The sequence below is a fragment of the Georgenia alba genome (assembly GCF_042665525.1).
Taxonomy (GTDB): Bacteria; Actinomycetota; Actinomycetes; order Actinomycetales; family Actinomycetaceae; genus Allobogoriella; species Allobogoriella alba.
Map to the genome: position 1 here is coordinate 373088 of NZ_JBHTCQ010000002.1, position 26014 is coordinate 399101.

Consider the following 26014-nt stretch of genomic DNA (forward strand, 5'->3'; position numbering starts at 1 on the left):
TGCCGAGTCGCAGGATTCTCGGGCGGGCGTGGGGTGCGCCCGATCCCTCAGCGGCCGACGAGGTTCGCCCCGCCGTCGACCGGGAGCACGACGCCGGTGATCCAGGCCGCCTCGGCGGAGAGCAGGAACGCGACCGCCGCTGCGACGTCCTCCGGGTTGCCCACCCGGCCCAGCGGGTACTCCGCGGCCCGGCGCTCCAGCAGCGCCGAGTAGTCCTCGGCCGCCATGCCGCCGGTCACCCAGATGCCGGTGTCCACCAGCGACGGGCGCACGGCGTTGACCCGGACCGGCGCGATCTCCAGTGCCAGCGCCCGGGTGAACGCCTCCACCCCGCCCTTGGCCGCCGCGTAGGCGCTCGCGGACGGCTGCGGATTGGCCGCGATCGAGGAGCTGAGCGTCACCACGGCGCCGCGGGCAACCCGCAGCGCCGGCGTGAAGGCCCGGCAGGCGTTCATCGTGCCCAGCAGGTTCACCTCCACCTGGCGGGTCAGGTCAGCCACCGGCGCCTCAGCCAGCGCGCCTCGGGTCACGGCGCCCGCGCACGTGACGAGCGCGTCCACGCGACCGAGCTCGGCCTGCACCTGCTCGGCAACCCGCGCGAGCGCGTCGGCGTCCGCGACGTCGGCCTGGTGCTCCACGGGAGGCGTCCATCCGCCGTCGGCATCGGCGCGGTGCCGGGCGATGCTCACCACGCGGTAGCCGCGGCGATCCAACCGCTCGCCAACCGCCCGGCCGATGCCGGCGGAGCCGCCGGTGACCACGGCGACCGGTGCGTCGCTCACCGGGTGGCCTCCGCCGTCGTCGCGGGCTCCTCGAACAGGCGGAAGTGCCGGTCGAGGTGCGCCGTGCTCGGCGGGCGCGTCAGCAGGCTGACGACCACGAGCACCACGACACCGAGGATCGCCGCGGGCATCGCGGGGTGCCACCCGGCCAGGTTGACCGGCAGCCAGCCGCGGTCGAGGGAGAGGAACAGCGCCTCGGAGACCACCATCGAGGACACCGCGCCGGCCGACGTCGCGCGTCGCCAGTACAGGCCCGCGAGCAGCGCGGGGAAGATGAGGAACACCGCGGGCCAGGTGATCTCGACGATGATCCCGATGATGCTCTCCGGGCCGAAGAACGCCACGAGCAGCCCGCCACCGACCAGGACCGGCAGCATGGCGCGGGTGGTGATCGTCAGGGTGCGGTCCAGCGCCCGCTCCGACGCGCCGCGCCGCGCCGCCACCGGGCGCACGTACTCCTTCGCGACGATGGAGCTGAGGGTGAGCACGATGGAGTTCGCGGTGCTGCCGGTGGCCGCGACGATCGCGAGGATCGCCAGCAGCAGCAGCCACTGCGGCAGCACCTCCACGATCATCGCCGGGTAGATCGACTCCGGATTCTCGAAGCCCGGCCGGGTCGCCACACCGACCATCGCGATGTAGAAGCAGCAGATGTAGATCAGGCCCGTGCCGATCGGGAACGTGATCGCGATGAACTTCAGGGTGGAGTGGCTGCGGGCCGCCATCCACCGCTGCTGCAGCTGCGGCATGGTGAAGTGCGAGGCGGCGAAGATCACCAGCACCGAGATGAGGTACGGCAGGCTGAACAGGGCGTCGCCGCCCGGGTTGGACAGCAGCTCGGACTGCTCGCCGACGGTGTCCATGAGGTTGGTGAACCCGCCGGTCTGGGTGAGCACCAGGATGAGCATCGCGACGGCGAGGATCACGTACATCAGGGCGCCCTGGACCACGTCCGTCCAGACCACCGACCGGAACCCGCCGCTCATCACGTACAGCGTCACGACCACCGCGAGGAACACGGCACCCGCCCAGTAGGGGATGCCGCCGCCGGTGACGGCCTCCAGGGTCAGGCCGCTGCCGCGGAACTGCGCACCCATGTATGGCACCAGCGCGACGATGACGATCACTCCGGCCACCAGGCCGACCGAGCGGGAGGCATACCGGTCCGTGAGGTACTCGGTGACGTTCACCAGGCCGTAGCGGCGGGCCACCAGCCAGATCCGCGTGCCGGCGAAGTAGATGATCGGCCCGACGGCGGCCGTGGTGGCCACCTGGATCCAGGACCCGATCCCGTTGCTGTAGAACTGCCCGGTGATCCCGAAGTAGCTGAAGGCGCTGAACAGGGTCGCGGTGACGGTGAAGAACGCCGGGAGCTTGGCCAGCTTTCGGTTGCCGAGGACGAAGTCCTCCATCGTGGTGGACGTCTGCCGGTTCCCGAGGTAGCCCAGGTAGATCAGCAGGACCGAGAACGCGATGAGGCCGATCCACATCATGGTGACCGACATCAGCGGGCCTCCTCGGGCTCGGCGGGACCGCTGGGTTCGGTGCGCGCGATGCGCGCCTCGTGCTCGGCGTTCGCGCGCCGCACGACGGCGGCGTACGGGTCCCACCGGTAGGCCAGCCAGGCCAGGTACGCCGTGAAGAGCCCGGTCCAGACGACCCAGAAGAACAGCGGCGCCGGGATGACTCCGAGGATGATCGGCGTCGCCGTCCCCTCCGGCCACGGGTAGACCATGAGAGCGGCCAGCACCACGCCGAGGACGACGGCGAGCACGGCCCTGGTGCGATTACCGCGCGACACAGTCATCGGTCCTACTTTCCGCGGCCACGGACGGCCGCCGGGATTCGTTGTCGGGGTCAGTGTCGTCTGCGAAGGACAGGAGCGACGCCGCGGACCTCCCGTATTCCCGAGCGGTGAGATCCCTATTCTCGTCGGATGGCCCTCGACCCCACGACACTCCGCACTCTCGCCGCCGTCATCCGTGGGGGTTCCTTCGCCGCTGCCGGGCGCGAGCTGGGCTATACGGCCTCGGCGGTCTCGCAGCAGATGTCGGCTCTCGAGCGGTTGCTGGGCCTGCAACTGTTCGAGCGGCAGGCGCGAGGCGTCACCAGCACCGAAGCGGCGCAGTACCTGTACGAGCGTGCCGGAGAGCTCCTCGATCTCGTCGACCAGCTCGAGGGCGATGCCGAACGCCTGGCGGCAGCGCAGGCGGGGCGACTGCGTATCGGGAGCTTTGCCTCGGCCGGTGCGCCCATCGTCGCGCAAGTGATTGCGCGGTTTCTGGTCCGGCGGCGTGACGTCGAGATCTCACTGGACGAGGGAGAGCCGCACGAGCTGTTCCCACGCGTGGTCGACGGAGACCTGGACGTCGCTCTCGGCTTCCGTTACGACCTCGTCGCCACCGCATGGCCGCGTGACGTACAGCTGACGCACCTCATGGTCGAGGACGTGCACGTCATCGCTCCGCGCAAGCATCGCCTGGCCCGCAGGGACGGAGTCGACCTGTCCGAGCTGGCCCGCGAGCGGTGGATCGCAAACACTGAGGACACCGCGGCCAGCCGCTGCCTCGTCGCACTCGGCGCGAGCGAGGGGTTCACCCCGCACATCGCATTCCGTAGCAACAGCTTCGCGACCGTCCGTGGTTTCGTCGCCGCGGGTCTCGGCGTCGCGATGATCCCGAACCTGGCTCACGAACCCGACGAGGCCATTGCGACCTTGCCCATCACCCGGCGGCTTCCGCAGCGGAAGATCGTGGCCGCGACGCGAAAGGTCCATGACAATCCGCTGACGAACGCCTTCCTCGCCGCCATTCGCCACGTCACGGCCTCCATGACGAGCACCCCGGTGGCTCCTGGAGCCATAAGCGATTCTTAGGCTCAGCCTCGCCAGTTGGCATCGCGTCCCCCTGTTGTGGGCGCGACCTGCGCCACCACGATCGGTAGCCAGCGGAGCACCACGGCGGTGAGCCACACAGATCGGAGACCACATGGCTGGCAGCACGATGTCCTCGGTCATCACCTTCAGCGTGTACCTGGTGGTCATGTTGGCCATGGGAGCGTGGTTCGCACGCAAGAACACGGAGTTGAGCGACTTCGCCATCGGCGGCCGGCGACTGGGCACGTTCGTCGCGACGGTCAGCGCCAAGGCCACCGACTCCAGCTCCTGGGTCTTCCTCGGCCTTCCCGGAGCGTTCTATGTGAGCGGGATGGCCAACATCTGGACGAGCGTGGGCCTGACGATCGGGTTCTACGTCAGCTGGCGAGTGGTGGCAGCTCGCTTGCGCGAGCATTCTGAGCGCGGATTCGACTTCCGGACCGGCGCAGCGGCGGAGTCCGTCACCCTTCCGGCTTTCCTCGCCAACCGGTTCCACAGCGACCTGCTCAGGGTCGTTTCGTCGGTGATCATCCTCGGGTTCTACGTCGTGTACGTCGGATCCGGGTTCGTCGCCGCCGGGCTCATGTTCCACCAGGTCTTCGGCGTTCCGACCGCGACCGGCGTGCTGCTCGGGGCGAGCGTCGTCATGATCTACTCCTGCCTCGGCGGATTTCTCGCCACGAGCTACACGGACGTTGTACAGGGCTGCATGATGTTCGCCAGCCTCGCGATCGTCTCGGTGGTCGCACTGGTCAGCGCCGGTGGGCCGGCCGCCGTCGCCGAATCACTCGCGGCGCGCAACGGCAACCTCATGTCACCTTTCGTCGAGGTCGCGTTGACGGACGGTGAGTGGGTGACCGGCCGATCAGTCGCCGTCGTCGCGATTCTCTCGGGACTGGCCTGGGGACTCGGCTATCTGGGTCAGCCACACATCCTGGCGCGATTCATGGGACTGCGCTCGTCGTCGTCGGCGAAGAACGGGCGCCGACTCGGACTCTTCCTCTCCATCACGCTGCTCGGATTCGCCGCCGTGATCGGGATGCTCGCGATCGTCAACTTCGGGCCGTCGCTGGCCAACCCCGAGAACGCCTACCTCGAGATGGTCGCCTCGCTCGTTCCGCCGTGGCTCGCCGGCATCTTCCTGGCCGGCATCCTCGCCGCGATCATGAGTACCGCGGACTCGCAGCTCGTGGTGGCTGCTACCACCCTGTCCGAGGACTTCTACCGCGCATTCGTCAAGCGGAACGCCACCGAACGTGCCCTGGTCTGGATCAGTCGCGGGACGGTGGTGGCCGTCTCGATCGTCGCTGCCCTCATCGCCCTGCGCGGCGGCACGGTGCTGGACCTGGTCTCCTACGCCTGGGCAGGCTTCGGTGCCGCTTTCGGACCAGTGATCCTTGCTGCCCTGTACTCACGCCGGACCACGCGGCTGGGGGCGTTGTGCGGGATGGCTGCCGGGGGAGTGACGGTGGTCGTGTACCCGATGGTCGACCGGATCGGACTCTACGAGATCATCCCCGGCTTTGCCGCCGGCCTGCTCGGAATCTGGCTGGGCAACCGCTTCGGTCCCGGTCCGCACCCGGTGGCGACCGAACAGTTCGACCTCGTCAGTACGCCTGCCGGGACGGAGCATGCGGCCGCCGTGGACTCGCGTCCCTGAGCCACGCGCACGAACCACGTACGAGACAACGAGTGGAGGACTCTTGGGAGTAGTCACGCAGGAGATCGTGAACGGCTGCGGAGTCGTCACCCTGGACAATCCGGATGCGCTGAACGCATGGACGCAGGCCATGCAGCGCACCGTCGCGCAAACCGTCCGTGATCTGGACGCCAACCCCGACGTGCGCTCCATCGTCATCACGGGTGCGGGGGACCGCGCTTTCTGCTCCGGGCAGGATCTCAACGAGCTGACCGAGTTCACGTCGGAGAACGTCGAGGATTGGCTGGACGGGTTCGCGCAGGTCTACGACGCCGTGCTCGGAGCGTCGACACCGGTCGTGGCAGCCCTGAACGGTGTCGCTGCGGGGTCCGGTTACCAACTGGCCCTGGTGTGCGACCTGCGTGTGGCGCATGACGGCGTTCGCATCGGCCAGCCGGAGGTCAAGTCCGGCATTCCGAGCATCACCGGGATGTACCTGACGTGGCAGTCCCTCGGACACGCCAAGACGGCGGAGCTCATGCTGACCGGGCGGCTGATGGACGCGGCCGAGGCTCACCGCCTCGGTCTCATCGCGGAGATCTGTGCCCCTGAACGAGTGCTCGAGCGCGCAATCGAACGAGCCGGTGAGCTCGCGAGCCAGCCCGCCCACGCCTTCACGATGACCAAGCGGTATCTGCACAGCATGCTCCGTCCGGGCCTGCAGGATGCATTCGCTGCAGCGCTGGACATCGACAAGGCCGCATACAGCGCCGGCGAGCCGCAGGACACCGCCGGCCGCTTCTTGTCCCAGCGAGCGAACGACTGATGCCCGTCCATCGGACGCCATCGGTACCGACAGATCTCGACGTCGACCTCGCCCAGGACCTCGCCGGCCTCGCCGCGAGGGAACCGCATCGGATGTACGCCCGTGAGCGCGGGCGGTCGGTCACGGTCGGAGACCTCGACGCCGAGGTGGATCGGGTCGTGTCCGTGCTGGCGGAGGCCGGCGTCGGGCCCGGTACCCGCGTCGCGGTGTCACTGCCGAACTCGGCCCTCCATATCGCGGTCGTCTTCGCCCTGATGCGTCATCGCGCTCTGTGGGTCCCGCTGAACACCAAACTCAAGGGCGCGCCGCTGGCCCACCTCCTCGACGACTCGGGTGCGACGCATCTCATCGCGGAGCGCGACGGCTCGATCGCGCAGGCGGTCGACGCCCAGCTACGAGCGGAGCACGGATGCGGTCTGGACGTGCTGGCGTCGTTGTCTAAGGACGCCGGCGTAGTCCTGTCCCGCGGCCGCGAGGTAGGTGACGTGCCGGATCCCATCCCGGACACCGCCCTGCTGATGTACACCTCTGGCACCACTGGGCCGCCGAAGGGGGTTCGGGTCACCCAGGCGATGCTGCGCGCCGCCGCGCTCGGGGCGGTGGAGGTCACGGACGTCGCCGTCGGGGACGTCCTGTATCTGTGGGAGCCGATCTTCCACATCGGCGGGGCGCAGGTGCTGCTGATACCGCTCTACACCCGCGCGTCGCTCGCGATCACTGAACGCTTCAGCGCCTCTCGCTTCTGGACCGAGGTGCATCAGTTCGATGTCACCCACATCCACTACTTGGGCGGGATTCTCCAGATCCTGCTCCAGTGTCCGGAGACCGACCTCGAGCGTGACAACCGGGTGCGGGTGGCGTGGGGCGCGGGTGCCACGCCCGCGGTCCGGGAAGCTTGCGCCAAGCGGTTCGGCTTCGCGCTCCACGAGACCTACGGCATGACAGAGACCTCGAGCATCGTGACGGTCAATCGTGGCGTCGCCGATCACGGTGTCGGCAGTCCGCTGCCGTGGTTCGACGTGCGTATCGCCGCAGACGACGACGAACCGGGTGCGGTCGGCGAGATCTTGGTCCGAGGGCACATCCCCGGTCTGTTGACCCCCGGTTACCTCGGCCGGCCGGAGGCCGACGCTGCCGCGCGCGACGGTGACTGGTTCCGGACCGGTGACAACGGCTACCTGGACGAGACGGGGCATCTCCACTTCGTGGGCCGGGCCAGCGACAGCATCCGGGTCCGCGGAGAGAACGTCTCTGCGTGGCAGGTCGAGGACGTTGTCGCCCGGCACCCCGACGTCGATCGATGCGCTGTGGTCGGCGTACCGTCGGACGTCGGTGAGTCGGACATCCTGCTCCTCATCACGAGCCCGCGTCCGCAGATGGTCGACGCGCGAGCCGTTGTCGAGTGGGCATCGGATCACCTGGCCCCGTTTCAGCTCCCGCGCTATGTCCGTGTCATCGACGAGATGCCGCTGACACCGAGCCAGCGGGTGGCCAAGCACGAACTGCCGCGTGGGCTCCAGAACGCGATCGACTGCGCACCCCGCCCCATCTGACGGAACATGCCGGGTGCGCCGCCCCCCCGCGACGCGGTCACGGGAACCACGGGAGCATCGACGCCCGTCCGAACGGGCCCGACCACGCCGGACGAGACCCGCGTGCCGCTCGCCGAGGTTCCCGGGCTCGAGGTGGATACCGCACTGGTGCTCACCGGCCGCTCACCAGCGGCCGCCTGATGATCAGCTGGCGGACATCCCCATCGACCCCCGACCGGTTTCGTGGTGGTCTAAGGATGCGCAAGCCCTCGCGCACCCACCCCCGTGACGAAGGAGTCGTCCCGCATGACCTTCAACCTCGGCATCGTCGGTGCCGGTCAGTTCTCCGGGCACTTCGCCGCGCTGTTCGACCTCCACCCCGGTGTGGGTCGCGTCAGCGTGACCGACGTGCTCCCCGACCGCGCCCACCGGCTCGTGGAGGAGATCGGCCTGGCCGGCACGCACGAGGACTATGACGCGATGCTCGCGGACCCGGACGTCGACGCCGTCGCGATCTTCACGCAGCGCTGGACCCACGGGCCGCTGGTGCTCCAGGCGCTCGAGGCCGGCAAGCACGTCTACTCGGCCGTCCCGATGGCCACCTCGCCCGCGGAGATCTCCGCGATCATCGAGGCCGTCTCCCGCACCGGCCTGACCTACATGATGGGGGAGACGAGCTACTACAACCCCGCCACCGTGTTCGTGCGCAAGAAGCACGCCGCCTGTGAGCTCGGGCGGGTCTTCTACACCGAGGGCGACTACCTGCACGACATGGACCTCGGGTTCTACGACGCCTACCGCTACAGCGGCGGCGAGGCCTGGAAGTCCACCGCAAGCTACCCGCCCATGTGGTACCCGACCCACTCGATCGGCGGCGTCCTCGGCGCGGTGCCGGGCCACGCCGTCGCGGTGAGCTGCGTCGGCGTGCGTGACCACCTCGACGACGGCGTCTTCGACACCGAGGTGTCGATGTTCGACAACGACTTCTCGAACATGACCGCGCTGTTCCACCTCGCCGACGGCGGGACGATGCGGATCAACGAGTTCCGGCGGGTCGGCTACCCCTCGCCGCTGCGCGAGAGCCGCTTCCGCTTCTTCGGCACCGACGGAAGCTTCGAGCAGCTCGCGACCACGTCGGTGTGGCAGGACAAGCAGGGCGTCACCGACGTCTCGGACCAGATCGCCACCCGCACGACGCTCAGCCACGACGACCCCATGCTGGCCGACGTCGCACCCTCGCTGCGCGAGGCGTTCACCTCCGGCCACGCCCCCGTCCACGACGACGACGCGCGCCGCCTCCCGGAGACGTTCGCCCACGCCCCGAACGGCCACGAAGGTTCCCACCAGCTCCTCGTCGACGACTTCGTCCGCGCCGTCGGGCAGGGCACCGTGCCGACCGTGAACGCCTGGGTCGCCGCCCGCTTCACCCTGCCCGGCCTGGTGGCCCTGGAGTCGGCGCGCCGAGGTGGCGAGCTGCTGCCGATAGAGGATCTCGGACCGGCACCGGAGCGGCTCGACGCGGCGGCACGCGGGCGCGTCTAGACGCCCCGGCCCGGCGCGGGTCACGCGCGAACGGCTACCGGCGTCTCCTTGACGGCTGTGCCACGCCAGTCCTACGGTCGCTGAAAACGATTACATCAGGGGGCGGGATGGCACAGCGGGGACCGGTCGGGGTCGGTAGGCGGGATCTGCTCGTCGGAGGTGCGGCAATGCTGGGTGCCGGTGCCGGTGCCGGTGCCGGCACGCCGTCGGCGGATGCGGAACCGGCGGCCGCGGCAACGTCGACGGGGCCACCCTCGTCCCGTCCGCCCAACATCCTCGTCGTCTATCTCGACGACCTCGGCTACGGCGACCTGAGCTGCTACGGCTCGCCCATGATCCAGACGCCGAATCTGGACCGACTGGCGCGCCAGGGCACCCGCTTCACCCACGGCTATGCCGGGCACACCGTGTGCACGCCGTCACGAGCCGGTCTCCTCACGGGTCGGGTCCCGCCGCGTGCGGGCCTGCCGCACGTGCTCTTCCCCGAGGACACCAAAGGCCTGTCGGCGGACGAACGCACCATTCCCGAGTACCTCAAGCAGGCCGGCTATACGACGACGTGCATCGGCAAGTGGCATCTCGGCTCGCAACCGGAGCACAACCCCACCCGGCACGGGTTCGACCACTTCTTCGGGGCGCTCTACAGCAACGACATGAGGCCGTTCCAGCTCTGGCGGGACGAGGAGATGGTCGAGGACCCGGTGGACCAGTCCACTCTGACCCGCCGGTACACGGAGGAGGCCATCGCGGCGATCGACCGTGCGGGTGACGATCCGTTCTTCATCTACCTCGCCGAGACGATGCCGCACCTGCCGCTCGCCGTCGAGCCGCGCTTCGAGGGCCAGTCCGAGGCCGGCGAGTACGGCGACGTCGTCGAGTCGCTGGACCACTACCTCGGGGTGCTGTTCGAGGCACTGTCCACCCGGGGCCTGGACGGGAACACGCTCGTGATCGTCACCAGTGACAACGGGCCGTGGTACGACGGCGACAGCGGCCCGTTCCGCGGCCGCAAGATCGGGACCTACGAGGGTGGGTTGCGGGTCCCGTTTATCGTGCGGTGGCCCGGGGTGGTGCCGCGCCGTGAGCACGACTTCCCGGTGACCGTCATCGACCTGCTGCCCACGCTGTGCTCCTACGCGGGCGTGACACCCGACCCGGACGTGCGGCTCGACGGCACGAACGTCCGGCGCGTCCTCGAGGGACGGCGAAGCGTGCCCCGCACCCCCATCTACTACTTCGACGACAACGACGGCAGCCTCGCCGCCGTCCGGGACGGCGGCTGGAAGCTGCACGTCCAGCGCCAGGACGGGACCACCCGGCGGCTGCCGGAGCTGTACGACCTCGAGCGAGACCCGGGGGAGAGCTACAACCTGGCCAGCCGGCACCCGGACGTCGTCGAGCGCCTCGCCGGGATCATCGACGAGATGGAGGCCGAGCTCGCGCCGGCCTGACGGCGCGCGCCCCGGTGAGCCTCACTCGCGCTCCTGCACCTCACCCAGCTCCTGCACCGCCGCCTCGATGGGCTCACGGTTCACGAGCGTGCCCAGGTCGACCTCCGCACCGGGAGCCAGGGTCTCCATCTGCGACATGCGCTCGATCGTGTACCGGAGGCGATCCTCCTCCAGGCCCACGTTCTGCGGGAACGCCTGGACGTCCTCCATGTAGACCTCCCACGCCTCGTCGATGACGGACTCCTCCATCGACGTCGCCTCCGCGATGATCGGGACCACCCGGTCACGCTCCTCGTACATGGCCCGGTGCGCCCTGGTGATCGCCTCGGCGAAGCCGCGGGCGGCCTCGGGGTCCTCCTCGATCCAGGCGTTGTCGGCGAAGTACGCGCCGTAGAAGTAGTCCGGCTCCACCTCGTAGAGGTTCACCAACGGGTGCAGGCCGGGGTCCTCCTGGGCCGCCTGGATGCTCTGCTCCGGGTGGAGCACGGCGGAGGTGATCTGGCCCTGGACCAGGCCCGAGACGTAGGCGTCCGCCGAGACGGAGACGTAGCTGACGTCGTCCTGCGTCATGCCGGCGTCCTCGAGGACCATGCGGGTCATGGCCTCGCGGAAGGCGCCGATCTCCTGGATGCCGAGGTCCTTCCCGGCGAGGTCTTCGACTGACTGGACGTCCTCGGGGACGACGAGCTCGACCTCGAGCCGGTCGGCATAGCTGGCGAACACCGAGATCTCCGCTCCGCCGGCGACGGCGTTGATGACGGGCTCGATGCTGGCGCCGCCGACCTCGAACTCGCCGCCGACCACGCCGTTGGTCACCGAGGTGCCGGACCGCAGGTTAGAGACCTCCACCTGCAGGCCGGCGTCCTCGAAGTAGCCGAGCTCTTGGGCCACCGCGACGTCGGCGTTGGCGAAGCTCGTGACGGACGTGGGCAGGGCGACGCGGACCTCGGCGGGCCCGCCGTCGTCGCTGCCGGCGGTGCCGGAGCAGGCCGCCAGGGCGGCGCCGAGCGTCAGCGCGCCGGCGATGGCCAGACCGCGGCGCACCGGCCGCGGAGCCGAGAGGGGTGCAGACATCGTGGTCACTTCCGTTCGGTTGTCACGCGGGGGCGTCAGGCGTCACGGCGCCACGGCGCGAGCTGCCGCTCGACGATGCCGAGGATCGCCGTGAGGACGACGCCCATGAGGGAGAGGGTCACGATCGGCACGAAGGTCCGCGCCGTCTGGAACGAGTTCGAGTTCGTGACGATGAGGTTTCCCAGGCCGGAGATCGCGGTGAAGAACTCCGCGACGATCACGCCGACCAGGCCACGTCCGATCGCCAGCTTGATGCCGGTGAACACGTACGGCAGCGACGCCGGGACGAGCAGGTCGCGCCACACGGCACGCTCGGGGGAGCAGAAGGACCGGGTCACCTCCAGCAGCTCGGAGTCGACCTCCTCCACGCCCCGCGTGGTGTTGATGACCACCGGGAAGAAGACGAAGAACGCGACGATGAAGATCTTGGCCGTGTCCCCGAAGCCGAACCACAGCACGATCACCGGGATCAGGGCCACGGCGGGCAGCGCGTAGAGCGCGCTGATCGGGATGTCGAGGACCTCCTTGGCCACCCAGCTGCGGCCGGCCAGCAGACCGGTGCCGATCCCGAGCACCACCCCGATCACCGAGCCGATGGCCAGGACCGAGCCGGTCTGCCACGTCGCCGTGAGCCACGTGCCGTCGGCGACCATCTCGATAGCCGCCTGCACGATCGCCACCGGGTAGGTGAAGAGCACCGGGTTGACGCTGCGGCCGTAGAGCTCCCACGCGAGCAGCAGGAGGGCCAGTGCGGCGTAGCGGACCACGATCCGCCGCCCGCGGGTGGGCTGGCTGATCCGCATCGCCCGCCGCTGCCTGACCTCCTCCTGGGACGCGGTGGTCGCCAGCGGGTCCACGCGGCGCGGCTCGACGTTGTTCGGGTGCGTCGGAGAGGTCGTCATGCGGCTGCCCTCCCGGCCTCGAGCGCGCTCCACAGCTCCTTGCGGAGCGTGAGGTAGTCGGGATGGCTACGGACGGACTCCAGGGTGCGGGGCCGGTCGATGGGGGAGCGGACGTCGAGCACCACGTGGGCGGGTGGGCCGCCCAGCACCACGATCCGGTCGGACATGATGATCGCCTCGTCGAGGTCGTGGGTGACCAGCAAGGCGGTCCGGGGCTCGGACTCGATGAGATGGATGACCTCCTGCTGCATGACCTCGCGGGTGATGGCGTCCACCGCGGAGAGCGGCTCGTCGAGCAGCAGCAGCTCGGGCTCGAGCACCAGCGCGCGGGCGATGCCGGTGCGCTGCTTCATCCCGCCGGAGAGCTGGCGCGGGTACTTCCTCCGGGCGTCGTCCAGGTGCATGACGTCGAGCAGGCGCTGGACCCGCTCGGTCGGCTCCTGGCGGTGCTGGACCCGGACGCCGTAGAGGATGTTCTCCTCCACCGTCTTCCACGGGAACAGCCCGAAGTGCTGGAAGACCATCGCCACCCGCGGCTCGGGTGTGCGCAGCGGCTCGCCGTGCAGCTCAGCCCGACCGATCCGCGAGCTCAGCGGCAGCAGACCGCCGAGTGCGCGCAGGAACGTGGTCTTGCCGCAACCGGACGTGCCCACGATGCTGACGAACTCGTCGTCGTCCACCGTCAGGGACATCCCGTCGATGATGGTCGCGTTCTTGAACGTCACGTGGACGTCCTCCACGCAGAGGGTCTGCGTCATGTCACTCACTCCTTCTGGGGGCCTGGTGAGCGGTCAGAGACGGATGACCGCCTTGAGCGGGTCGCCGTCGCGCTCGCGGACGACGCGCAGCGCCTCGGCGATGTCCTCCAGCGGGAACTCGTGGGTGACGAGCTCCTCGCCCTTGAGCCGCCCCATCTCGGCGAGCGCCAGTGCGCGGCGGACGTTGTTGCCCCCCTCGCCGCGCGTGGTGTGGACCTGGACTCCCTGCCGGACGACGGCGGAGAGGTCGATGGTCACCGGCTCCGGGTAGAAGGCGACGACGAGGATCGTCCCGCCGCGGCGGACCGCGTCGACGCACTGCTGGGGCGTCGCCACGTTTCCGGAGGTCTCGATGACGACGTCGGCGCCCTCGCCGCCGGTCAGGCGGCGGATCTCGGCGACCGGGTCGGTGCGGCGCGCGTCGACCACGTGGTCGGCACCGAGGCCGGCGCCGCGGGCGAGCCGGCTCTCGCGGGTCCCGACCAGCACGACCGTGCGCGCGCCGAGCTGCTTGGCGGCCTGGACCGTCATGAGCCCGACCGGCCCCGGCCCGAAGACCACGACGTCCTGCCCGAGCAGGTACCCGCCGATCATGTCGATCCCGAACAGGCCCGTGCCCGCCGTCGTGATGAGGACGGCGTCCTTGTCCGAGACGGCGTCCGGCATCCGCGACAGCGCCGCGACGTGGTGGATCGCGTACTCCGCGAACCCGCCGTCGACGGTCATGCCGGAGGCCTTGTGGCCCTTCGCGACGTCGCCGTAGTTCAGGCAGGCCGTGTAGCTGCCCGCCATGCAGTTCTCGCACCGGCCGCAGCCGTGGTGCGCCTCGATGCAGACCCGGTCACCGACGGCGACCTCGTCGACCGTCTCGCCGACCTCCACGACAGTCCCCGCCCACTCGTGCCCGGGCGTGTAGGTGCCGTACGGGGGCGTGCCGGGGAAGTGCCCGTCGTAGATCTTCAGGTCCGTCCCGCACATGCCGCAGACCGACACCTTGACGAGGACCTCGCCCGGCCCGGGCCGTGGGACCGGTTTGTCCACCACCCGGATGTCACCAGGGCCGAACATCACCGCCGCCCGCATCGTCTGGGGTACCTCGCCCGCAGGACGTGGCGTCGGTGCCACCTGTTCCGCAACCATTCCGTGCTCCTTCGCTCTCGGTCGTGCGTCCGCACACCCTCCAGGGCGTCAGCGGGCGGCGGGCATGAGCTCCAGCAGGGTGGAAGCCGCCGCCGCGGCGAACGCGGGATCGTTGATCGTGACGTCGTGCAGCTCGAGGCGGACCCGTGGGTCGAGGTCGGACTCGAGCACCTCCACGAACGCCCGGTTGGTGTCCGGGTCGTGGAGGACGCCGCCGGGGCTGCCGACCCCGGACCAGCCCTTGAGCGGGATGAGGACCGCGGCCGGGCCACGCGCGGCGTTGAGCCGCTCGGCCACCAGCCGGCCGACGTCCCGCAGCTCCTCCGCAGAGGTGCGGACGTTGGTGTTGTACGGGTTGTGCACGTGGACCGGCCGGTCCCGGTAGCGCTCCGGGATGGACTCGAGGGCGCCGAAGCAGAAGTACTCCAGCCCGCCCGGCGCCACCACCTGCGGCACGCCGCGGCGTCCGGCGGCGGTGAGCCGGCCGGGCCGGACCGGCGCGTAGATGTCGGCCGGCTCCAGCTCGCCCAGCACCTCGTGGGTGGTGAGGTCCAGGACGCCGGTGAGGATGCCGTCGTCGACGAGCCGCTCCATCGCCGAGCCGCACGCGCCGGAGGCGTGGAACGGCACGGACGCGACACCGGCCCGGTCGAGGTGCTCGATCGCCGCGACGACGGCCGGCTCGGTGTTGCCGAACGCCGTCACCCCGACCGTGGGCCGGCCGGGCTCGTCGCCGGCGGGCCCGTCTAGCACCGCCCGCGCCATGGCGACCACACCGGCCGCCGCCCGCCGCAGGATCATCCCGGTCACCCGGTTGGGACCGCCGAGGAGGTCTCCGACGGAGAACTGCATGGTGATGTCGGAGTCCCGCACGTAGTCGCGCACGTTCCCGGACGCCACGGTCGAGACGATGAGCTTCGGCGGTCCGATCGGCAGCTGCCGCATGGCGATCGCGGCGACGGCGCTGCCCTGGTTCCCGCCGACGGCGACCGCACCGTGCAGCTCGCCGGCGGCGTGCCACTCGGTCAGCTGGGCGCCGGCCGCCTCGCCCATCGTGGCCATGGCCTCGCCGCGCGGGCCGGCCCGCAGGTCTGCGAGATCCCGCCCGGTGCGGGCCGCCAACGCCTCCGCCGCGACGTCGACCGGGGCACCGTGCCCGGTGCCCAGCCCGACGTCGACCACGCGGGCGGTGCCGCCCGCGACCGCGACCTGATCCGCGAGGTAGTGCGCCTCGGCGGCCTTGGTGTCCACCGTGGCCAGGACGGCGATGACGGGTCCGTCGGCGGACATCAGCCGCCCTCCGCCGTCGGGTCCGGGTCATCGGCGAGCTCGACGTCGCCGGGCGGCCTGGCGGCGAGGATCCCCGCCGCCAGGGCGACCCGCGCGTTGTCCTCCATGTAGTCGGTGCGGTGCACCGCCGTCGCGAGGTCCGGCCCGACGGCGATCGTTCCGTGCTCGCGCATGAGCACGACCCGCACCTCGGTGCCGGTCATGACCTTCTCGACGGCCTCGGCCAGCTCCGGGGAGCCCGCCGGCAGCAACGGCACCTCCGCGATCTCACGGACGTGCCCGCGGGCCGCGGCGGTCACCAGCGGCGGGACCTGCCCGGCCACCGAGAACGCCACCGACAGCGGTGGGTGCAGGTGGGCGACGGCGCCGACCTCGGGCCGGGCGCGGTAGATGGCGGCGTGGAAGCGCCACTCCTTGCTCGGGTTCCGGCCCGGGTCGAGGACCTCGCCGTCGAAGGACATCACCACCGTGTCCTCGGTGGTCATGTCGCCCTGCGAGCATCCGGAGGTCTTGATGACCATCGTGCTCGTGCCGGGACAGCGGATCGAGTTGTTGCCGCTGACCCCGGGGACGAGCCCACGCTCGAAGCTGCGCCTCGACAGGCGCACGAGCTCCTCGCGAAGCGCGTCGGTGCCGGTCATGGGACCACCTCCCTGTGGTCGCCGCGGATGGTCGTCAGGCCCGCTCGGGATAGTCGGAGCGGACGTCGCCGACCTCGAACCCGCGGACCTCCTCGACGTACGCCGCGAGGTGGTCCGCCATGGCGTCGAACATCGCCAGACCCTTCTCCTTCGTGGCCCGGAACGGGTTGCCGATCGTCGCGGTGTCCGAGTACTCGTGGTGCTCCATCGGCACCCAGATGTTCTCCGAGCCGCGGAACTTCACGGTCCCGACGCCGTCGATCTTGGAGAACGCCTCGCCCATGTACGCGGGAGCGTGGGCGCGGTCGTCGACGGCGCGATCCATGTGCACGAGGTTGTCCGCCGTCGCCATGAGGCAGGCGGTCTCGAGCTCCGAGGAGTGCCAGCCGGGTGTCTCCTCCGGGGGGTTGTCGAACAGGTGCTGGACGACGTTCGCCTCGCGCTCGGTGGGTGTCTTGTAGAAGGAGATGTACGCGCCGGTGTGGTACCTCAGCTGGCGCATGAGCTCGTCGATCGGCTTGGTGTTCGAGCCGTGGTGGGAGACGAAGACGATCTTCTTGACGCCGTGGAAGATGAGGCTCCGGGCGACGTCGTGCAGCACGCGCCGGTACGTCTCCGCGCGCAGCGTGATGGTGCCCGCGCCCTCCTCGTTCCGGCCCATGTGGTGAGGGGAGTAGCCGAACGGCTGCAGCGGGGTGTGCAGCACGTCCACCGCCTCGGCGGCCCGGTAGACGACCTCCATCGTCACGTAGCTGTCCGTCCCGAGGGGAATGTGCGCCCCGTGCTTCTCGGTGCTGCCCATCGGGATCAGGACGGTGTCCTGCCCGGGCTCCGCGAGGCGCTCGGCGACCTCCGCGAACGACATGCCCAGGATGTTGTGCTTCCGCTCGCTCGCGGCATCGGTCTTGGCGTAGTCCTTCACCGACATTGTTGAGAACTCCTTCGTCTCGATCGACCTCTGCGTCGTGCCGGGGGAGTGCTGGTGCGCCGGCTGTCAGGTCCGGGCGCTCCGGGCGGCTCGTGGCTCGCCGTCGGCGGCAGGTCTCGCGCCGCAGCTCGCCCGCACGACGATCTCGCCGTCCACCGTGCGGTGGCGGGTGCTGGTGTCCCCTTCCTCTCGTTCCAGGATCAGCTGCATGGCCTCCGCCCCGAGCCGGCCGGAACGGAGGGAGTACGTGGTGAGCGCCGGACGGACGTAGGCCGAGATCGGCGTGTCGTCGAAGCCCGCGAGGGCGACGTCGTCCGGGACGCTCAGGCCCAGGTCGTGGGCCGCCGCCATGGCGCCGATCGCCATGCGGTCGTTGGCGGCGATGATCGCTGTCGGCCTGGCGGCCGCCTGCAGCAGCTCCATGGCCGCGGTGTAGCCGCCTTCCTCGGTGTAGCCGCCCCGCGCGGTCGCCGGGGGTTCGAGCCCGGCGGTTCGCAGCACCCGGCGCACGCCCTGCTGGCGCAGGCGGGTAGCGGTGGAGCCGCGGCTGCCGGCGAGGAACGCGACGCGCTCGTGCCCGAGGCCGAGGAAGTGCTCGGCCATCACCTGACCCGCCCGGACGCCGTCCGCCTGGACCGTGGAGAACGTCTCCGACGGTCGGCCGACCAGCACCACCTCGGTGCCGTAGGGGGCCACGTGCTCGGGTGTCAGGCGGATCTCCTCGCCGCCGCCGAGGACCACCAGCGCCGCCACACGACGGCGCAGCAGCGCCTCGAGGGCCGCGGCGGCGCGCGTCCGGCGCCTGTCGGTGCTGGAGAAGAGCACCTGGTAGCCCGCCGCGTGGGCGGCATCCTCGATGCCCCGGGTGACCTGCGCGTAGTACTGGTTGGCCATGTCCGGCGCGACGACGCCGACGAGGTGAGTGTCCCGCCTGCTGAGGTCGGTGGCGCTCTGGTTGGGCCGGTAGCCGAGCGCCTCGATGACCGCCTCGACCCGCTCCCGCGTCCGCGCGCCCACCGGGTAGTCCGAGCCGGACGCGATACGCGACACGGTCGCGACCGACACACCCGCGGCCTCGGCCACATCGCGGATCGTGACGACTGCCATCGTTGCGCCTCCCGCTCGGACGGACAGGACCTCGTCCCGGCGCTCGGGACTGGTGCAGCGCCGAAAGACAGTAACCGGCTACTGCTATAAACGCTTGTGCGGCAATTAATAGAAACCGCTTACTGTCGACCGTAGGCCCGCACCCTCCACCCCGTCAACCCGTGAGAGGCCGGCGCTCGGTGAGACGTCGCTCGGTGCAGCTCGCTCGCTGCCCCGGTGTGCGCGAGCCCGCGGCGGCCGGGGGCAGGCTCCACGGGCAGGCGGGAGGTGATCGGCGCGTGCTGCGAGCGGTCGACGGCAGATGGGCAGGAACGTGCGGTTCAACTCGTGTAGAGAGTCCCTTGTCGGCGTGTGTCTACTCGAGTAGCATCCGAGTGCCGGCGCTACCGAGGACCCGCTCTCGACGGATGAGAGCCGGTCGGACAGGACCTCATGAACGACTTCCCACCACTCGCCCACGCTCCCGGGGCCCGCGAGGGAACTGGCCGCACGTCTTTCGTCCTGGACACCGACATCGGGTCCGACGTCGACGACCTGCTCGCCCTCGCGATGACGCTCGGGTCACCGGAGCTCGACCTGACGGCGGTGACCACGGTCTACGGTGACGTCGAGCTGCGGGCCCGCATCACCGCGCGAGCGTTCGCGGCCGCCGAGCGACGGGCGCCGAGCATCGCGCCGGGCCTGCGCACCCCACGCTCCGGTCGCGAGGTCTGGTGGCCGGGTCACGAGGGCGAGACGATCGAGGACCTCGACAGACAGACGTACCGGACCCGGCGGGAGGCGGTCGCCGAGCTGGGCGACGCGAGCACCCTCGCGGCGATCGGCCCCCTGACGAACGTCGGGGCGGCGGTGGAGACGCCAGGTCGGTCGGTCGAGCGGATCGTGATGATGGGCGGTTGCTTCGACGGCGAACGGGTCGAGCACAACGTCCGGTGCGACACGGCCGCCGCCCACGCGGTCCTGAGCTCCGGCATCGACCTGACCGTGGTCGGCCTGGAGCAGACCGAGCGCATCAGCCTGGACGAGGCCGACCTCGCCCGGATCGGTCGCAACACGACCCTCGGGCGGCTCCTCGACGGTGAGGTCCGCCGGTTCTGGAGGTTCGTCGGCCGTTCCCGAAACACCCCGCACGACGCCCTCGCCGTCCTGGTCATGGCCCGCCCGGACCTCTTCGAGCTCCGGCGCGGCCACGTGAGCCTCACCGGCGACGGCGAGCAACCCGGCCTGACGACCTTCGTGGCGGACGACGGCGGGCCGCACCAGATCGTCACCGACTACGACCTGACGGCCGCGCACGACGAGATCGTCGCCCGGATCGCGACCGCCTGCCACGGCGGCAGGCCGGATCTCCGGGTAGCAGAACGATGACAGGAGACACGAGATGAAGACGACGACGCGCACGCTCGCAGTGCTCACCGGATCGCTCGCTGCGGCATCGATGCTCGCAGCGTGCTCGACCGGACCGACCGACGGAGGCGAGGACGGCGCGATCACCCTCACCTTCGCGAACGCTGACCCCGCCGAGACGTGGGCGCGGGTGATCGAGGCCTACGAGAGCGAGCACCCGGATGTGCAGATCGAGCAGCTGAACATCCCCTACGAGCAGTACACGAGCACGATCAATCAGCGGCTCGCCGGCGGCAGCAGTGGCATCGACCTGGTCGTCGTCGACGCCGGCGGAGCCGCACGAGACTGGGACAACCGTGGATTCCTCGCCGACATCAGCGACCTGCGGGACGAGGCGACCGACGCCGCCGTCAGTCCCGACATCGTGTCCTCCCGCGAGGTGGACGGTCGCCTGCTGGCCCTCGCGCCGTGGACCTCCTCGCAGTTCCTCTACTACAACACCGACGTCCTCGAGGCCGCGGGCGTGGAGCCCCCGCCGGCCGACCCGACGGCGCCGTGGACCTACGAGCAGCTGCAGGACGCTGCCCGTGCCGTGGCGGACGCAGGTGCGGCCCAGTACCCGTTGCTGTTCGACCAGTGGGACACCTACTACCAGCTGCAGATGCTCGGGGAGTCGGCCGGTGGCGGAAGCGGCATCGACGAGAACGGGGACGTCGACCTCACGAACGACGGGTGGCAGCACGCGCTGACCTGGTACCGGTCGCTGTTCGAGGAGGGGCTATCCCCGCGAGGGGTGACCAACGACCGGAACGGTGCCCTCTTCCAGACCGGGGAGGCCGGCTTCATCCTCTCCGGACCGTGGGGCGTCTCGGTGGCCAACGAGGGCGACATCAGCTACGGCGTCGCCCCGGCGCCGTACTTCGAGGGTGGCGAGCCGGCAACGTCCACCGACTCCTGGGCGGTGGGGGTGACCGCGTCGTCCCAGTATCCCGACGCCGCGAAGGAGTTCCTCCGGTTCATCACGATCGACCCCGAGGGCAACGCGACATCGGCCGAGGTCGCCGGGATCACGCCGACCAACGCGGAGGCCTACGCGCAGTACGCCGACAGCGTCGAGGCGTCGGCCGAGGGCGCTGCGGACACGTTCGGCGAGATCATGCAGCACCAGCTCGAGAACACCTCGGTGCATCGGCCGAACGTCATCGGCTACAGCGTGTTCGAGCCCGCCGCCGGCCAGGCGTTCTCCGACATCCGCAACGGCGCCGACCCCGCCGAGCGCGCCGCCCAGGCCGAGGACGAGATCGAGGCCCAGATCGAGCGGCTCCGGTGATGATGGCGCGCCGGACGAAGCACCTCCTCGTCGCGCTCGGGATGCTGGCGCCGGCGCTGGTCGTGCTCGTCACGATGCGCGTAGTCCCGATGGTCGGGGCCGTGGCGCAGAGCCTGCAGCACATCTCCCTGGCGACGGGGGAGACGACCTTCAGCGGCCTGGACAACTACATCTACCTCTTCACGGAACCGGGCTTCTACTCCGTGCTGACGGTGACCCTGCTGTTCAACCTGGTGCTCAACCCGGTCATCGTGGTGATCGCGACGGCGGTCGCCCTCCTGCTCGCGCAGACCATTCCGCTGGCCGGCCTGTGGCGCTCGCTGGTCTTCGTTCCGGCCGCCGTCCCCGGCCCCGTGGTGGCACTGATCTGGAGCGTCACGCTCCAGCCGGACGGCCTGGCGAACGCGCTCCTCGAGGCCGTCGGACTCCCGCCGCAACCGTTCCTCACCTCGAGTGGCCAGGCCGCCTTCTCGATCGGCCTGATGGTCACCTGGGGTGCGCTCGGCTACTGGATGGTCTTCATCACGGCCGGCCTCAAGGACATCCCCGAGAGCCTGCTCGAGGCTGCGGCGCTGGACGGCGCGGGCTGGTGGCGACGGCTGTTCTCCATCGTCCTGCCCCTCGTGAGGCGACCGATGGCGTTCGTGCTCATCGCCTGCACCGTCGGGTCGTTCCTGCTCTTCGCGCCGGTGCAGCTGCTCACCCAGGGCGGCCCGAACGGCTCGACGAACCTCATCATGTTCGACATCTACAACCGCGCCTACCTGCTGGGGGATCTCGGCGTCGGCCAGGCCGAGGTCGTGGTGCTCATGGCGATCCTCTCGGTGATCGTCGCCGTGCAGTTCCGGCTGATGCGGGAGGAGAGCTGATGCGTCATCCGCGGTGGATCACGGTTCTGCTGACCTTGGCGGCGGCGCTCACCGCGCTGACCGTCTTCATCCCGCTCTGGTGGGTGTTCGTCTCCTCCCTCCGCCCCGGGAACTCCTTCGTCGAGCACGTGACCCCCTTGTCCTGGCTCGCGTTCGTGCCGAGCGGCGGGGACTTCAGCAACTACGAGGTGCTGCTCAGCGGGCCGTTCGTCCGGGGCCTGCTCAACAGCCTCCTCGTCTCCGGGCTGACGATCGTGTTCGGGCTCGCCGTCGCGGTGCCCGCGGCCTACGTGCTGGCGACGATGTCGTTTCCCGGCCAGCGGCTCGTGTTCAGCTTCATCGTCGTCGTCGCGATGATTCCGTTCGACACGATCGCGATCCCGCTGTCTGCGCTGTTCCAGACCTGGGGCCTGTCAGACACCTACACGGGTCTGGTGCTGCCGGCCCTGGCCAACGGGTTCGCGATCTTCGTCCTCCGGCAGTTCTTCATGGGCATACCCCAGGAGCTCGTCGACGCGGCCGAGGTGGACGGCCTGGGACGGTTCGGCACGCTCTGGCGGATCTTCCTACCGCTCTCGCGCCCGGCCCTCATCGGAGCGGGGATGATGCTCTTCCTGTCGCAGTGGCAGGCGTACCTCTGGCCGCTCCTCATCGGCACCTCTCCGGAGCGACAGCTGGCGCCGATCGCCCTGGCGAACCTCAGCACCATGTTCTCGGTCGACCTCGGTCAGATCCTCGCCGGGGCGTTCGTCCTCAGCGTGATCCCGATGCTGCTCCTGCTGATGTTCCAGAGGCAGTACACCGCCTCGCTGTCCACGACGGGCATGAAGGGATGACGCCCTCCGTGTGCGTCGTGGGTTCCCTCAACCTCGACCGCGTCGCCCACCTCGCACGGCTCCCCACCACCGGAGAGACCCTCCACGCGGAGGGCGTCGCGCTGCTGCCCGGCGGCAAGGGGGCCAACCAGGCCGTCGCGGCCGCCCGGCTCGGTGGGGACGTGGCGATGGTCGGTGCCGTGGGGGAGGACGAGGCGGGCAGGACGCTGCTCGCGGCCGCCCGGGCCGACGGCGTCGACGTCGACGGCGTGGCGCGCGTCGCGGGCATCCGGACCGGCGAGGCGCTCATCCTCGTCGCGACCGGTGGCGACAACGTCATCGTGGTCTCCCGCGGCGCCAACTGGACCGTCGAACCGGCCGGCGTCCGGGCGTCGATGCCGTCAGCAGACGTCGTCGTCACCTCGCTGGAGATCCCCGACGACGCCGTCCTGACGGCCGCCCGACGGGCCCGGGAGCTGGGGGCGCACTTCGTGCTGAACCCCTCGCCGTACCGGCCGCTCGATGGGCAGCTGCTCGACCTGGTGGACACGCTCGTCGTCAACGAGACCGAGCTCGCCGAGCTCGCGGGCCGTCAGGACGGCGACCTCGAGGACGCGATGCGCACCGTCCGGACGGGCCGGCACCAGACGCTCGTCGTCACGCGGGGAGCGGCCGGAGCGGCAGTCCTCGGAAGTGGTGCGGACGGCGTCGAGCACGTCGCCGCGCCACGGGTCGACGCCGTGGACACGAGCGGGTGCGGCGACGCCTTCACCGGGGCGCTGGCCCTCGGGCTCGCCGCCGGGCACCGGGTCACCGAGACGCTGCCGCGGGCCCTCGCCGTCGGGGCCTTCGCCGCCACGCGGAGGGGAGCCCAGCCGTCCTACCCGTCGGCCGCCGAGCTGGCGGCCTGGCCGGCGGTGGCGTCGTCCGGAATCCGCTGAGTGGTCTGGTCGCACCCGCACGACCGTCGGACGACGAGCTGCACGGGGATCGATCGCGCCTCGTCGGGAGGGCTTTCGCCCAGCACCATCGCCAGGGCCGTCTCGACAATGCGGTCGACAGGCTGGCGCACGCTCGTCAGCGGCGGGTCGCTGAACACGGTCTCCTCGGTGCCGTCGAACGAGATGACGGCGAGCTCGTCCGGGACGGCGATGCCGAGCTCTCGCGCGGCGAGCAACAGACCCGTCGCCTGCACGTCCGAGGCGACGAAGACCGCGTCCGGGCGGGGCGACCGTTGCAGGAGCTCCCGCCCGGCGACCAGACCGCCGTCGCGCGAGAAGGGGGCGTGGACCACGAGGTCGTCGTCCGCCGGCAGGCCGGCGGCGAGGGCGGCCTCCTGCCACCCGCTCCGGCGGGCGGCCGTTCCGGGCGCCCCCTCGGGGCCGGCCAGGTGACCGATCCGCCGGCGTGCGTGCTCGGCGAGGTGGTGCACCGCCTGGCGCGCGCCGTCGGCGTTGTCCACCACCACCGAGGCCTGCCCCTTCGATGTGCGCTGGTCCAGGTAGACCACCGGCGTGGTCCCGACGTCGGCCGTCGAGCCGGGTTCGAGGCTCACGACGATCAGGCCGTCGACCCGGTGGGTGACGAGCGACTCGATCTGCGCGCGTTCCCGCTCGAGGTCGCTGTGCGAGTCGCCGAGGAGCATGGCGTACCCGGCCGAGAAGGCTCGGTCGGACAGGACCCGGGCGAGCGTGCCGAAGTAGGTGTTGGAGATGTCGGGGACCACGAGGCCGACGGCGTGGGCTCGCTGCATCCGCAGGGCCCGGGCGACGGCGTTCGGACGGTAGTCGAGGTCACGCATCGCCGCGAGCACCCGCTCGCGGGTCGCCGCCGCCACGGGGCGGGGACCGTTGTTGACCACGTAGCTCACGACCGCGGTGCTGACGCCGGCACGGCGCGCGACGTCGGAGCGCGTCGCGACCCGTCGCGCCGCTCCACTCGGCTCGGCTGGATCCACTGCTGCGTCCCTCACTGCTCGTCGGTCAACTCGAGTAGAGTACCGAGGTGCCTGTTCCGGTGATCTCGGTGACCGACCTCTACCATCCTCCGGAGGATCCTGGCGACAACTTCGACATCCTGCTGCCCTTCGGGTACGACCGGGTCGACCTGCGTGCCGTGATCCTCGACGCCTCCATCGAGAAGCGCGAGTCCGTGTCCGAAGGTGTGCGCGGGTACCCCGGCCCGCGCGAGCCGGGCCTGATCCCGGTGGCCCAGCTCAACGCAGTCTTCGGCACCCGCGTCCCGTGCGCCGTCGCGCCCCTGGCGCGCATGCGCTCGCCGGAGGACGCCATGCTCGACGTCCCGCGCTTCCAGCAGCAAGGGCCCGAGCTGCTGCTCGAGACGCTGCGTGCCTCCGACGAGCCGGTGCAGATCATGTCGTTCGGCTCGGCCCGCCCGATCGCGGTGGCACTCAACCGCGACCCGGACCTGATGCGCGAGAAGGTGGCGCGCGTCCACCTGTCTGCCGGGTCGACGAGCCTGGACTACCTCGAGTGGAACGTCTACCTCGACCCGGTCGCCATGCGCCGTCTGGTCGAGTCCGACCTCCCGCTCGCCCTCTACCCGTGCGCCACGGAACGCGACTGCTACTCCTACGGCCCGCACAATACGCTCTGGTGGTTCGAGGACCTCGCCTGGATCGAGGACATGCACCCGGCGCTGCGTCGCTATCTCACCTACGGCCTTGGTGCCTGTGACCGGATCGACTTCCTGCGCGCCCTCGACGAGGACGCTCCGCAGGGGATCAAGGACCGGGTCTACCGACGTCGTCATGCCGTCTGGGAGACCGCCGCCTGGATCACGGTCGCCGGTGCGGCACTGGTGCGGCACGCGGACGGCAGGGCCGAGATCGTCGGGGCCGAGGAGGTCCGCGACGGCGACGTCGTCGTCCCGAACGAGCAGGTGCCGTGCAGGGTCGCGTCCCACGAATCGGGTCTGTACACCTTCGAGCTCATGCCGGACGGGCCCAGCCGGACGACCGTCTTCAGGCGTGCTGACCCGTTCGACTACGAGGACGCGCTGCGCGAGGCGCTCCCTCGTCTGTATCGCTCGTTCGTCCCGGAGGCGTGGGCCGGATCGACGACCGGCCCGGTCCGGGACCGCCCTCCGACGCGGTACGCCGGGCCGATGACGGCGGCGCCGGTGACGGCGACCGCTGACTGACGCG

24 protein-coding genes are annotated in these 26014 nt (G+C 70.4%); 12 read left to right on the forward strand and 12 right to left on the reverse strand.

All coding sequences use genetic code 11. The annotated features are described in order from the left end of the window. Positions 1 to 47: 47 nt before the first annotated feature. The 3 genes from ACFQQL_RS11655 to ACFQQL_RS11665 are packed head-to-tail and all read right to left on the reverse strand — an operon-like array spanning position 48 to position 2589. Positions 48 to 782: an SDR family NAD(P)-dependent oxidoreductase gene (locus ACFQQL_RS11655; RefSeq protein WP_382394502.1), complete on the reverse strand. Its 735-nt coding sequence runs from the start codon at positions 780 to 782 to the stop codon at positions 48 to 50. Beyond that, positions 779 to 2287, reverse strand: a complete 1509-nt coding sequence (locus tag ACFQQL_RS11660; protein ID WP_382394504.1) for a sodium:solute symporter family protein — start codon at positions 2285 to 2287, stop codon at positions 779 to 781. The genes ACFQQL_RS11655 and ACFQQL_RS11660 overlap by 4 nt, the downstream gene beginning before the upstream one ends. After that, positions 2287 to 2589 carry a hypothetical protein gene (locus ACFQQL_RS11665; protein WP_382394506.1) on the reverse strand — a complete coding sequence of 101 codons (303 nt, stop codon included), beginning with the start codon at positions 2587 to 2589 and terminating at the stop codon, positions 2287 to 2289. The genes ACFQQL_RS11660 and ACFQQL_RS11665 overlap by 1 nt, the downstream gene beginning before the upstream one ends. A 129-nt stretch (positions 2590 to 2718) precedes the next feature. On the opposite strand from ACFQQL_RS11665, the gene ACFQQL_RS11670 reads away from it, so the two are divergent. From ACFQQL_RS11670 to ACFQQL_RS11695, 6 genes are all read left to right on the forward strand, one after another. Then, on the forward strand, positions 2719 to 3657 hold the full coding sequence (locus ACFQQL_RS11670; protein ID WP_382394508.1) for a LysR family transcriptional regulator: 939 nt from the start codon (positions 2719 to 2721) through the stop codon (positions 3655 to 3657). A gap of 112 nt (positions 3658 to 3769) precedes the next feature. Beyond that, positions 3770 to 5317 (forward strand): sodium/proline symporter, encoded by a 1548-nt coding sequence (locus ACFQQL_RS11675; RefSeq protein ID WP_382394510.1) that lies wholly within the window; start codon positions 3770 to 3772, stop codon positions 5315 to 5317. Positions 5318 to 5384: 67 nt separating this feature from the next. Beyond that, the gene (locus tag ACFQQL_RS11680) at positions 5385 to 6122 is read left to right on the forward strand and encodes an enoyl-CoA hydratase/isomerase family protein (RefSeq protein ID WP_382394512.1); all 738 of its coding nucleotides are present in this window, start codon (positions 5385 to 5387) and stop codon (positions 6120 to 6122) included. After that, complete coding sequence (locus ACFQQL_RS11685; RefSeq protein ID WP_382394514.1) at positions 6122 to 7675, forward strand: class I adenylate-forming enzyme family protein; 1554 nt, start codon at positions 6122 to 6124, stop codon at positions 7673 to 7675. Before ACFQQL_RS11680 ends, ACFQQL_RS11685 begins: the two co-directional genes overlap by 1 nt. 285 nt (positions 7676 to 7960) lie before the next feature. Then, positions 7961 to 9196 (forward strand): Gfo/Idh/MocA family protein, encoded by a 1236-nt coding sequence (locus ACFQQL_RS11690; RefSeq protein ID WP_382394516.1) that lies wholly within the window; start codon positions 7961 to 7963, stop codon positions 9194 to 9196. Between the two features lie 167 nt (positions 9197 to 9363). After that, positions 9364 to 10647 (forward strand): sulfatase family protein, encoded by a 1284-nt coding sequence (locus ACFQQL_RS11695; protein ID WP_382394518.1) that lies wholly within the window; start codon positions 9364 to 9366, stop codon positions 10645 to 10647. Between the two features lie 21 nt (positions 10648 to 10668). Here ACFQQL_RS11695 and ACFQQL_RS11700 read toward each other — a convergent pair whose 3' ends face one another. The 8 genes from ACFQQL_RS11700 to ACFQQL_RS11735 all read right to left on the reverse strand — a co-directional run bounded on the left by ACFQQL_RS11700 (position 10669) and on the right by ACFQQL_RS11735 (position 18487). After that, positions 10669 to 11721: an ABC transporter substrate-binding protein gene (locus ACFQQL_RS11700; protein WP_382394520.1), complete on the reverse strand. Its 1053-nt coding sequence runs from the start codon at positions 11719 to 11721 to the stop codon at positions 10669 to 10671. A 35-nt stretch (positions 11722 to 11756) separates the two neighbouring features. After that, positions 11757 to 12623: an ABC transporter permease gene (locus ACFQQL_RS11705; protein ID WP_382394522.1), complete on the reverse strand. Its 867-nt coding sequence runs from the start codon at positions 12621 to 12623 to the stop codon at positions 11757 to 11759. Next, positions 12620 to 13381 carry an ABC transporter ATP-binding protein gene (locus tag ACFQQL_RS11710; protein WP_382394524.1) on the reverse strand — a complete coding sequence of 254 codons (762 nt, stop codon included), beginning with the start codon at positions 13379 to 13381 and terminating at the stop codon, positions 12620 to 12622. The genes ACFQQL_RS11705 and ACFQQL_RS11710 overlap by 4 nt, the downstream gene beginning before the upstream one ends. A 33-nt stretch (positions 13382 to 13414) precedes the next feature. After that, positions 13415 to 14521: a zinc-dependent alcohol dehydrogenase gene (locus tag ACFQQL_RS11715; RefSeq protein WP_382394526.1), complete on the reverse strand. Its 1107-nt coding sequence runs from the start codon at positions 14519 to 14521 to the stop codon at positions 13415 to 13417. 48 nt (positions 14522 to 14569) lie between these two features. After that, complete coding sequence (locus tag ACFQQL_RS11720) at positions 14570 to 15811, reverse strand: Tm-1-like ATP-binding domain-containing protein (protein ID WP_382394528.1); 1242 nt, start codon at positions 15809 to 15811, stop codon at positions 14570 to 14572. After that, positions 15811 to 16452 (reverse strand): class II aldolase/adducin family protein, encoded by a 642-nt coding sequence (locus tag ACFQQL_RS11725; protein ID WP_382394530.1) that lies wholly within the window; start codon positions 16450 to 16452, stop codon positions 15811 to 15813. Before ACFQQL_RS11725 ends, ACFQQL_RS11720 begins: the two co-directional genes overlap by 1 nt. Positions 16453 to 16486: 34 nt before the next feature. Then, positions 16487 to 17380 (reverse strand): creatininase family protein, encoded by an 894-nt coding sequence (locus tag ACFQQL_RS11730; protein ID WP_382394532.1) that lies wholly within the window; start codon positions 17378 to 17380, stop codon positions 16487 to 16489. A 66-nt stretch (positions 17381 to 17446) separates the two neighbouring features. After that, positions 17447 to 18487, reverse strand: coding sequence for a LacI family DNA-binding transcriptional regulator (locus ACFQQL_RS11735; RefSeq protein WP_382394534.1), 1041 nt, complete (start codon positions 18485 to 18487; stop codon positions 17447 to 17449). A gap of 432 nt (positions 18488 to 18919) precedes the next feature. On the opposite strand from ACFQQL_RS11735, the gene ACFQQL_RS11740 reads away from it, so the two are divergent. Genes ACFQQL_RS11740 through ACFQQL_RS11760 form a run of 5 tightly spaced genes read left to right on the forward strand, consistent with a single transcriptional unit; the run spans position 18920 to position 23789 of the window. Continuing rightward, positions 18920 to 19855 carry a nucleoside hydrolase gene (locus tag ACFQQL_RS11740; protein WP_382394536.1) on the forward strand — a complete coding sequence of 312 codons (936 nt, stop codon included), beginning with the start codon at positions 18920 to 18922 and terminating at the stop codon, positions 19853 to 19855. 13 nt (positions 19856 to 19868) lie between these two features. Next, on the forward strand, positions 19869 to 21164 hold the full coding sequence (locus tag ACFQQL_RS11745; protein ID WP_382394537.1) for an ABC transporter substrate-binding protein: 1296 nt from the start codon (positions 19869 to 19871) through the stop codon (positions 21162 to 21164). Continuing rightward, entirely contained in the window at positions 21164 to 22033 is an 870-nt protein-coding gene (locus tag ACFQQL_RS11750) for a carbohydrate ABC transporter permease (protein WP_382395376.1), read from the forward strand. Before ACFQQL_RS11745 ends, ACFQQL_RS11750 begins: the two co-directional genes overlap by 1 nt. Next, entirely contained in the window at positions 22033 to 22869 is an 837-nt protein-coding gene (locus tag ACFQQL_RS11755) for a carbohydrate ABC transporter permease (protein ID WP_382394539.1), read from the forward strand. Before ACFQQL_RS11750 ends, ACFQQL_RS11755 begins: the two co-directional genes overlap by 1 nt. After that, the gene (locus ACFQQL_RS11760; protein WP_382394541.1) at positions 22866 to 23789 is read left to right on the forward strand and encodes a ribokinase; all 924 of its coding nucleotides are present in this window, start codon (positions 22866 to 22868) and stop codon (positions 23787 to 23789) included. The genes ACFQQL_RS11755 and ACFQQL_RS11760 overlap by 4 nt, the downstream gene beginning before the upstream one ends. Here ACFQQL_RS11760 and ACFQQL_RS11765 read toward each other — a convergent pair. Continuing rightward, positions 23729 to 24820 carry a LacI family DNA-binding transcriptional regulator gene (locus ACFQQL_RS11765; protein WP_382394543.1) on the reverse strand — a complete coding sequence of 364 codons (1092 nt, stop codon included), beginning with the start codon at positions 24818 to 24820 and terminating at the stop codon, positions 23729 to 23731. The two genes, ACFQQL_RS11760 and ACFQQL_RS11765, sit on opposite strands and share 61 nt — an antisense overlap. Before the next feature lie 32 nt (positions 24821 to 24852). Here ACFQQL_RS11765 and ACFQQL_RS11770 point away from each other — a divergent pair, with 32 nt between their 5' ends. Continuing rightward, positions 24853 to 26010 carry a nucleoside hydrolase gene (locus tag ACFQQL_RS11770; protein WP_382394545.1) on the forward strand — a complete coding sequence of 386 codons (1158 nt, stop codon included), beginning with the start codon at positions 24853 to 24855 and terminating at the stop codon, positions 26008 to 26010. Positions 26011 to 26014: the final 4 nt, after the last annotated feature.

Bases quoted from the DNA above. Each gene is read 5' to 3' on its own strand.
- ACFQQL_RS11660 (WP_382394504.1), bottom strand. From the start codon at position 2,287: ATGTCGGTCACCATGATGTGGATCGGCCTCATCGCGTTCTCGGTCCTG.
- ACFQQL_RS11665 (WP_382394506.1), bottom strand. From the start codon at position 2,589: ATGACTGTGTCGCGCGGTAATCGCACCAGGGCCGTGCTCGCCGTCGTC.
- ACFQQL_RS11670 (WP_382394508.1), top strand. From the start codon at position 2,719: ATGGCCCTCGACCCCACGACACTCCGCACTCTCGCCGCCGTCATCCGT.
- ACFQQL_RS11675 (WP_382394510.1), top strand. From the start codon at position 3,770: ATGGCTGGCAGCACGATGTCCTCGGTCATCACCTTCAGCGTGTACCTG.
- ACFQQL_RS11685 (WP_382394514.1), top strand. From the start codon at position 6,122: ATGCCCGTCCATCGGACGCCATCGGTACCGACAGATCTCGACGTCGAC.
- ACFQQL_RS11690 (WP_382394516.1), top strand. From the start codon at position 7,961: ATGACCTTCAACCTCGGCATCGTCGGTGCCGGTCAGTTCTCCGGGCAC.
- ACFQQL_RS11695 (WP_382394518.1), top strand. From the start codon at position 9,364: ATGCTGGGTGCCGGTGCCGGTGCCGGTGCCGGCACGCCGTCGGCGGAT.
- ACFQQL_RS11700 (WP_382394520.1), bottom strand. From the start codon at position 11,721: ATGTCTGCACCCCTCTCGGCTCCGCGGCCGGTGCGCCGCGGTCTGGCC.
- ACFQQL_RS11705 (WP_382394522.1), bottom strand. From the start codon at position 12,623: ATGACGACCTCTCCGACGCACCCGAACAACGTCGAGCCGCGCCGCGTG.
- ACFQQL_RS11710 (WP_382394524.1), bottom strand. From the start codon at position 13,381: ATGACGCAGACCCTCTGCGTGGAGGACGTCCACGTGACGTTCAAGAAC.
- ACFQQL_RS11715 (WP_382394526.1), bottom strand. From the start codon at position 14,521: ATGGTTGCGGAACAGGTGGCACCGACGCCACGTCCTGCGGGCGAGGTA.
- ACFQQL_RS11720 (WP_382394528.1), bottom strand. From the start codon at position 15,811: ATGTCCGCCGACGGACCCGTCATCGCCGTCCTGGCCACGGTGGACACC.
- ACFQQL_RS11725 (WP_382394530.1), bottom strand. From the start codon at position 16,452: ATGACCGGCACCGACGCGCTTCGCGAGGAGCTCGTGCGCCTGTCGAGG.
- ACFQQL_RS11730 (WP_382394532.1), bottom strand. From the start codon at position 17,380: ATGTCGGTGAAGGACTACGCCAAGACCGATGCCGCGAGCGAGCGGAAG.
- ACFQQL_RS11735 (WP_382394534.1), bottom strand. From the start codon at position 18,487: ATGGCAGTCGTCACGATCCGCGATGTGGCCGAGGCCGCGGGTGTGTCG.
- ACFQQL_RS11740 (WP_382394536.1), top strand. From the start codon at position 18,920: ATGAACGACTTCCCACCACTCGCCCACGCTCCCGGGGCCCGCGAGGGA.
- ACFQQL_RS11745 (WP_382394537.1), top strand. From the start codon at position 19,869: ATGAAGACGACGACGCGCACGCTCGCAGTGCTCACCGGATCGCTCGCT.
- ACFQQL_RS11750 (WP_382395376.1), top strand. From the start codon at position 21,164: ATGATGGCGCGCCGGACGAAGCACCTCCTCGTCGCGCTCGGGATGCTG.
- ACFQQL_RS11755 (WP_382394539.1), top strand. From the start codon at position 22,033: ATGCGTCATCCGCGGTGGATCACGGTTCTGCTGACCTTGGCGGCGGCG.
- ACFQQL_RS11760 (WP_382394541.1), top strand. From the start codon at position 22,866: ATGACGCCCTCCGTGTGCGTCGTGGGTTCCCTCAACCTCGACCGCGTC.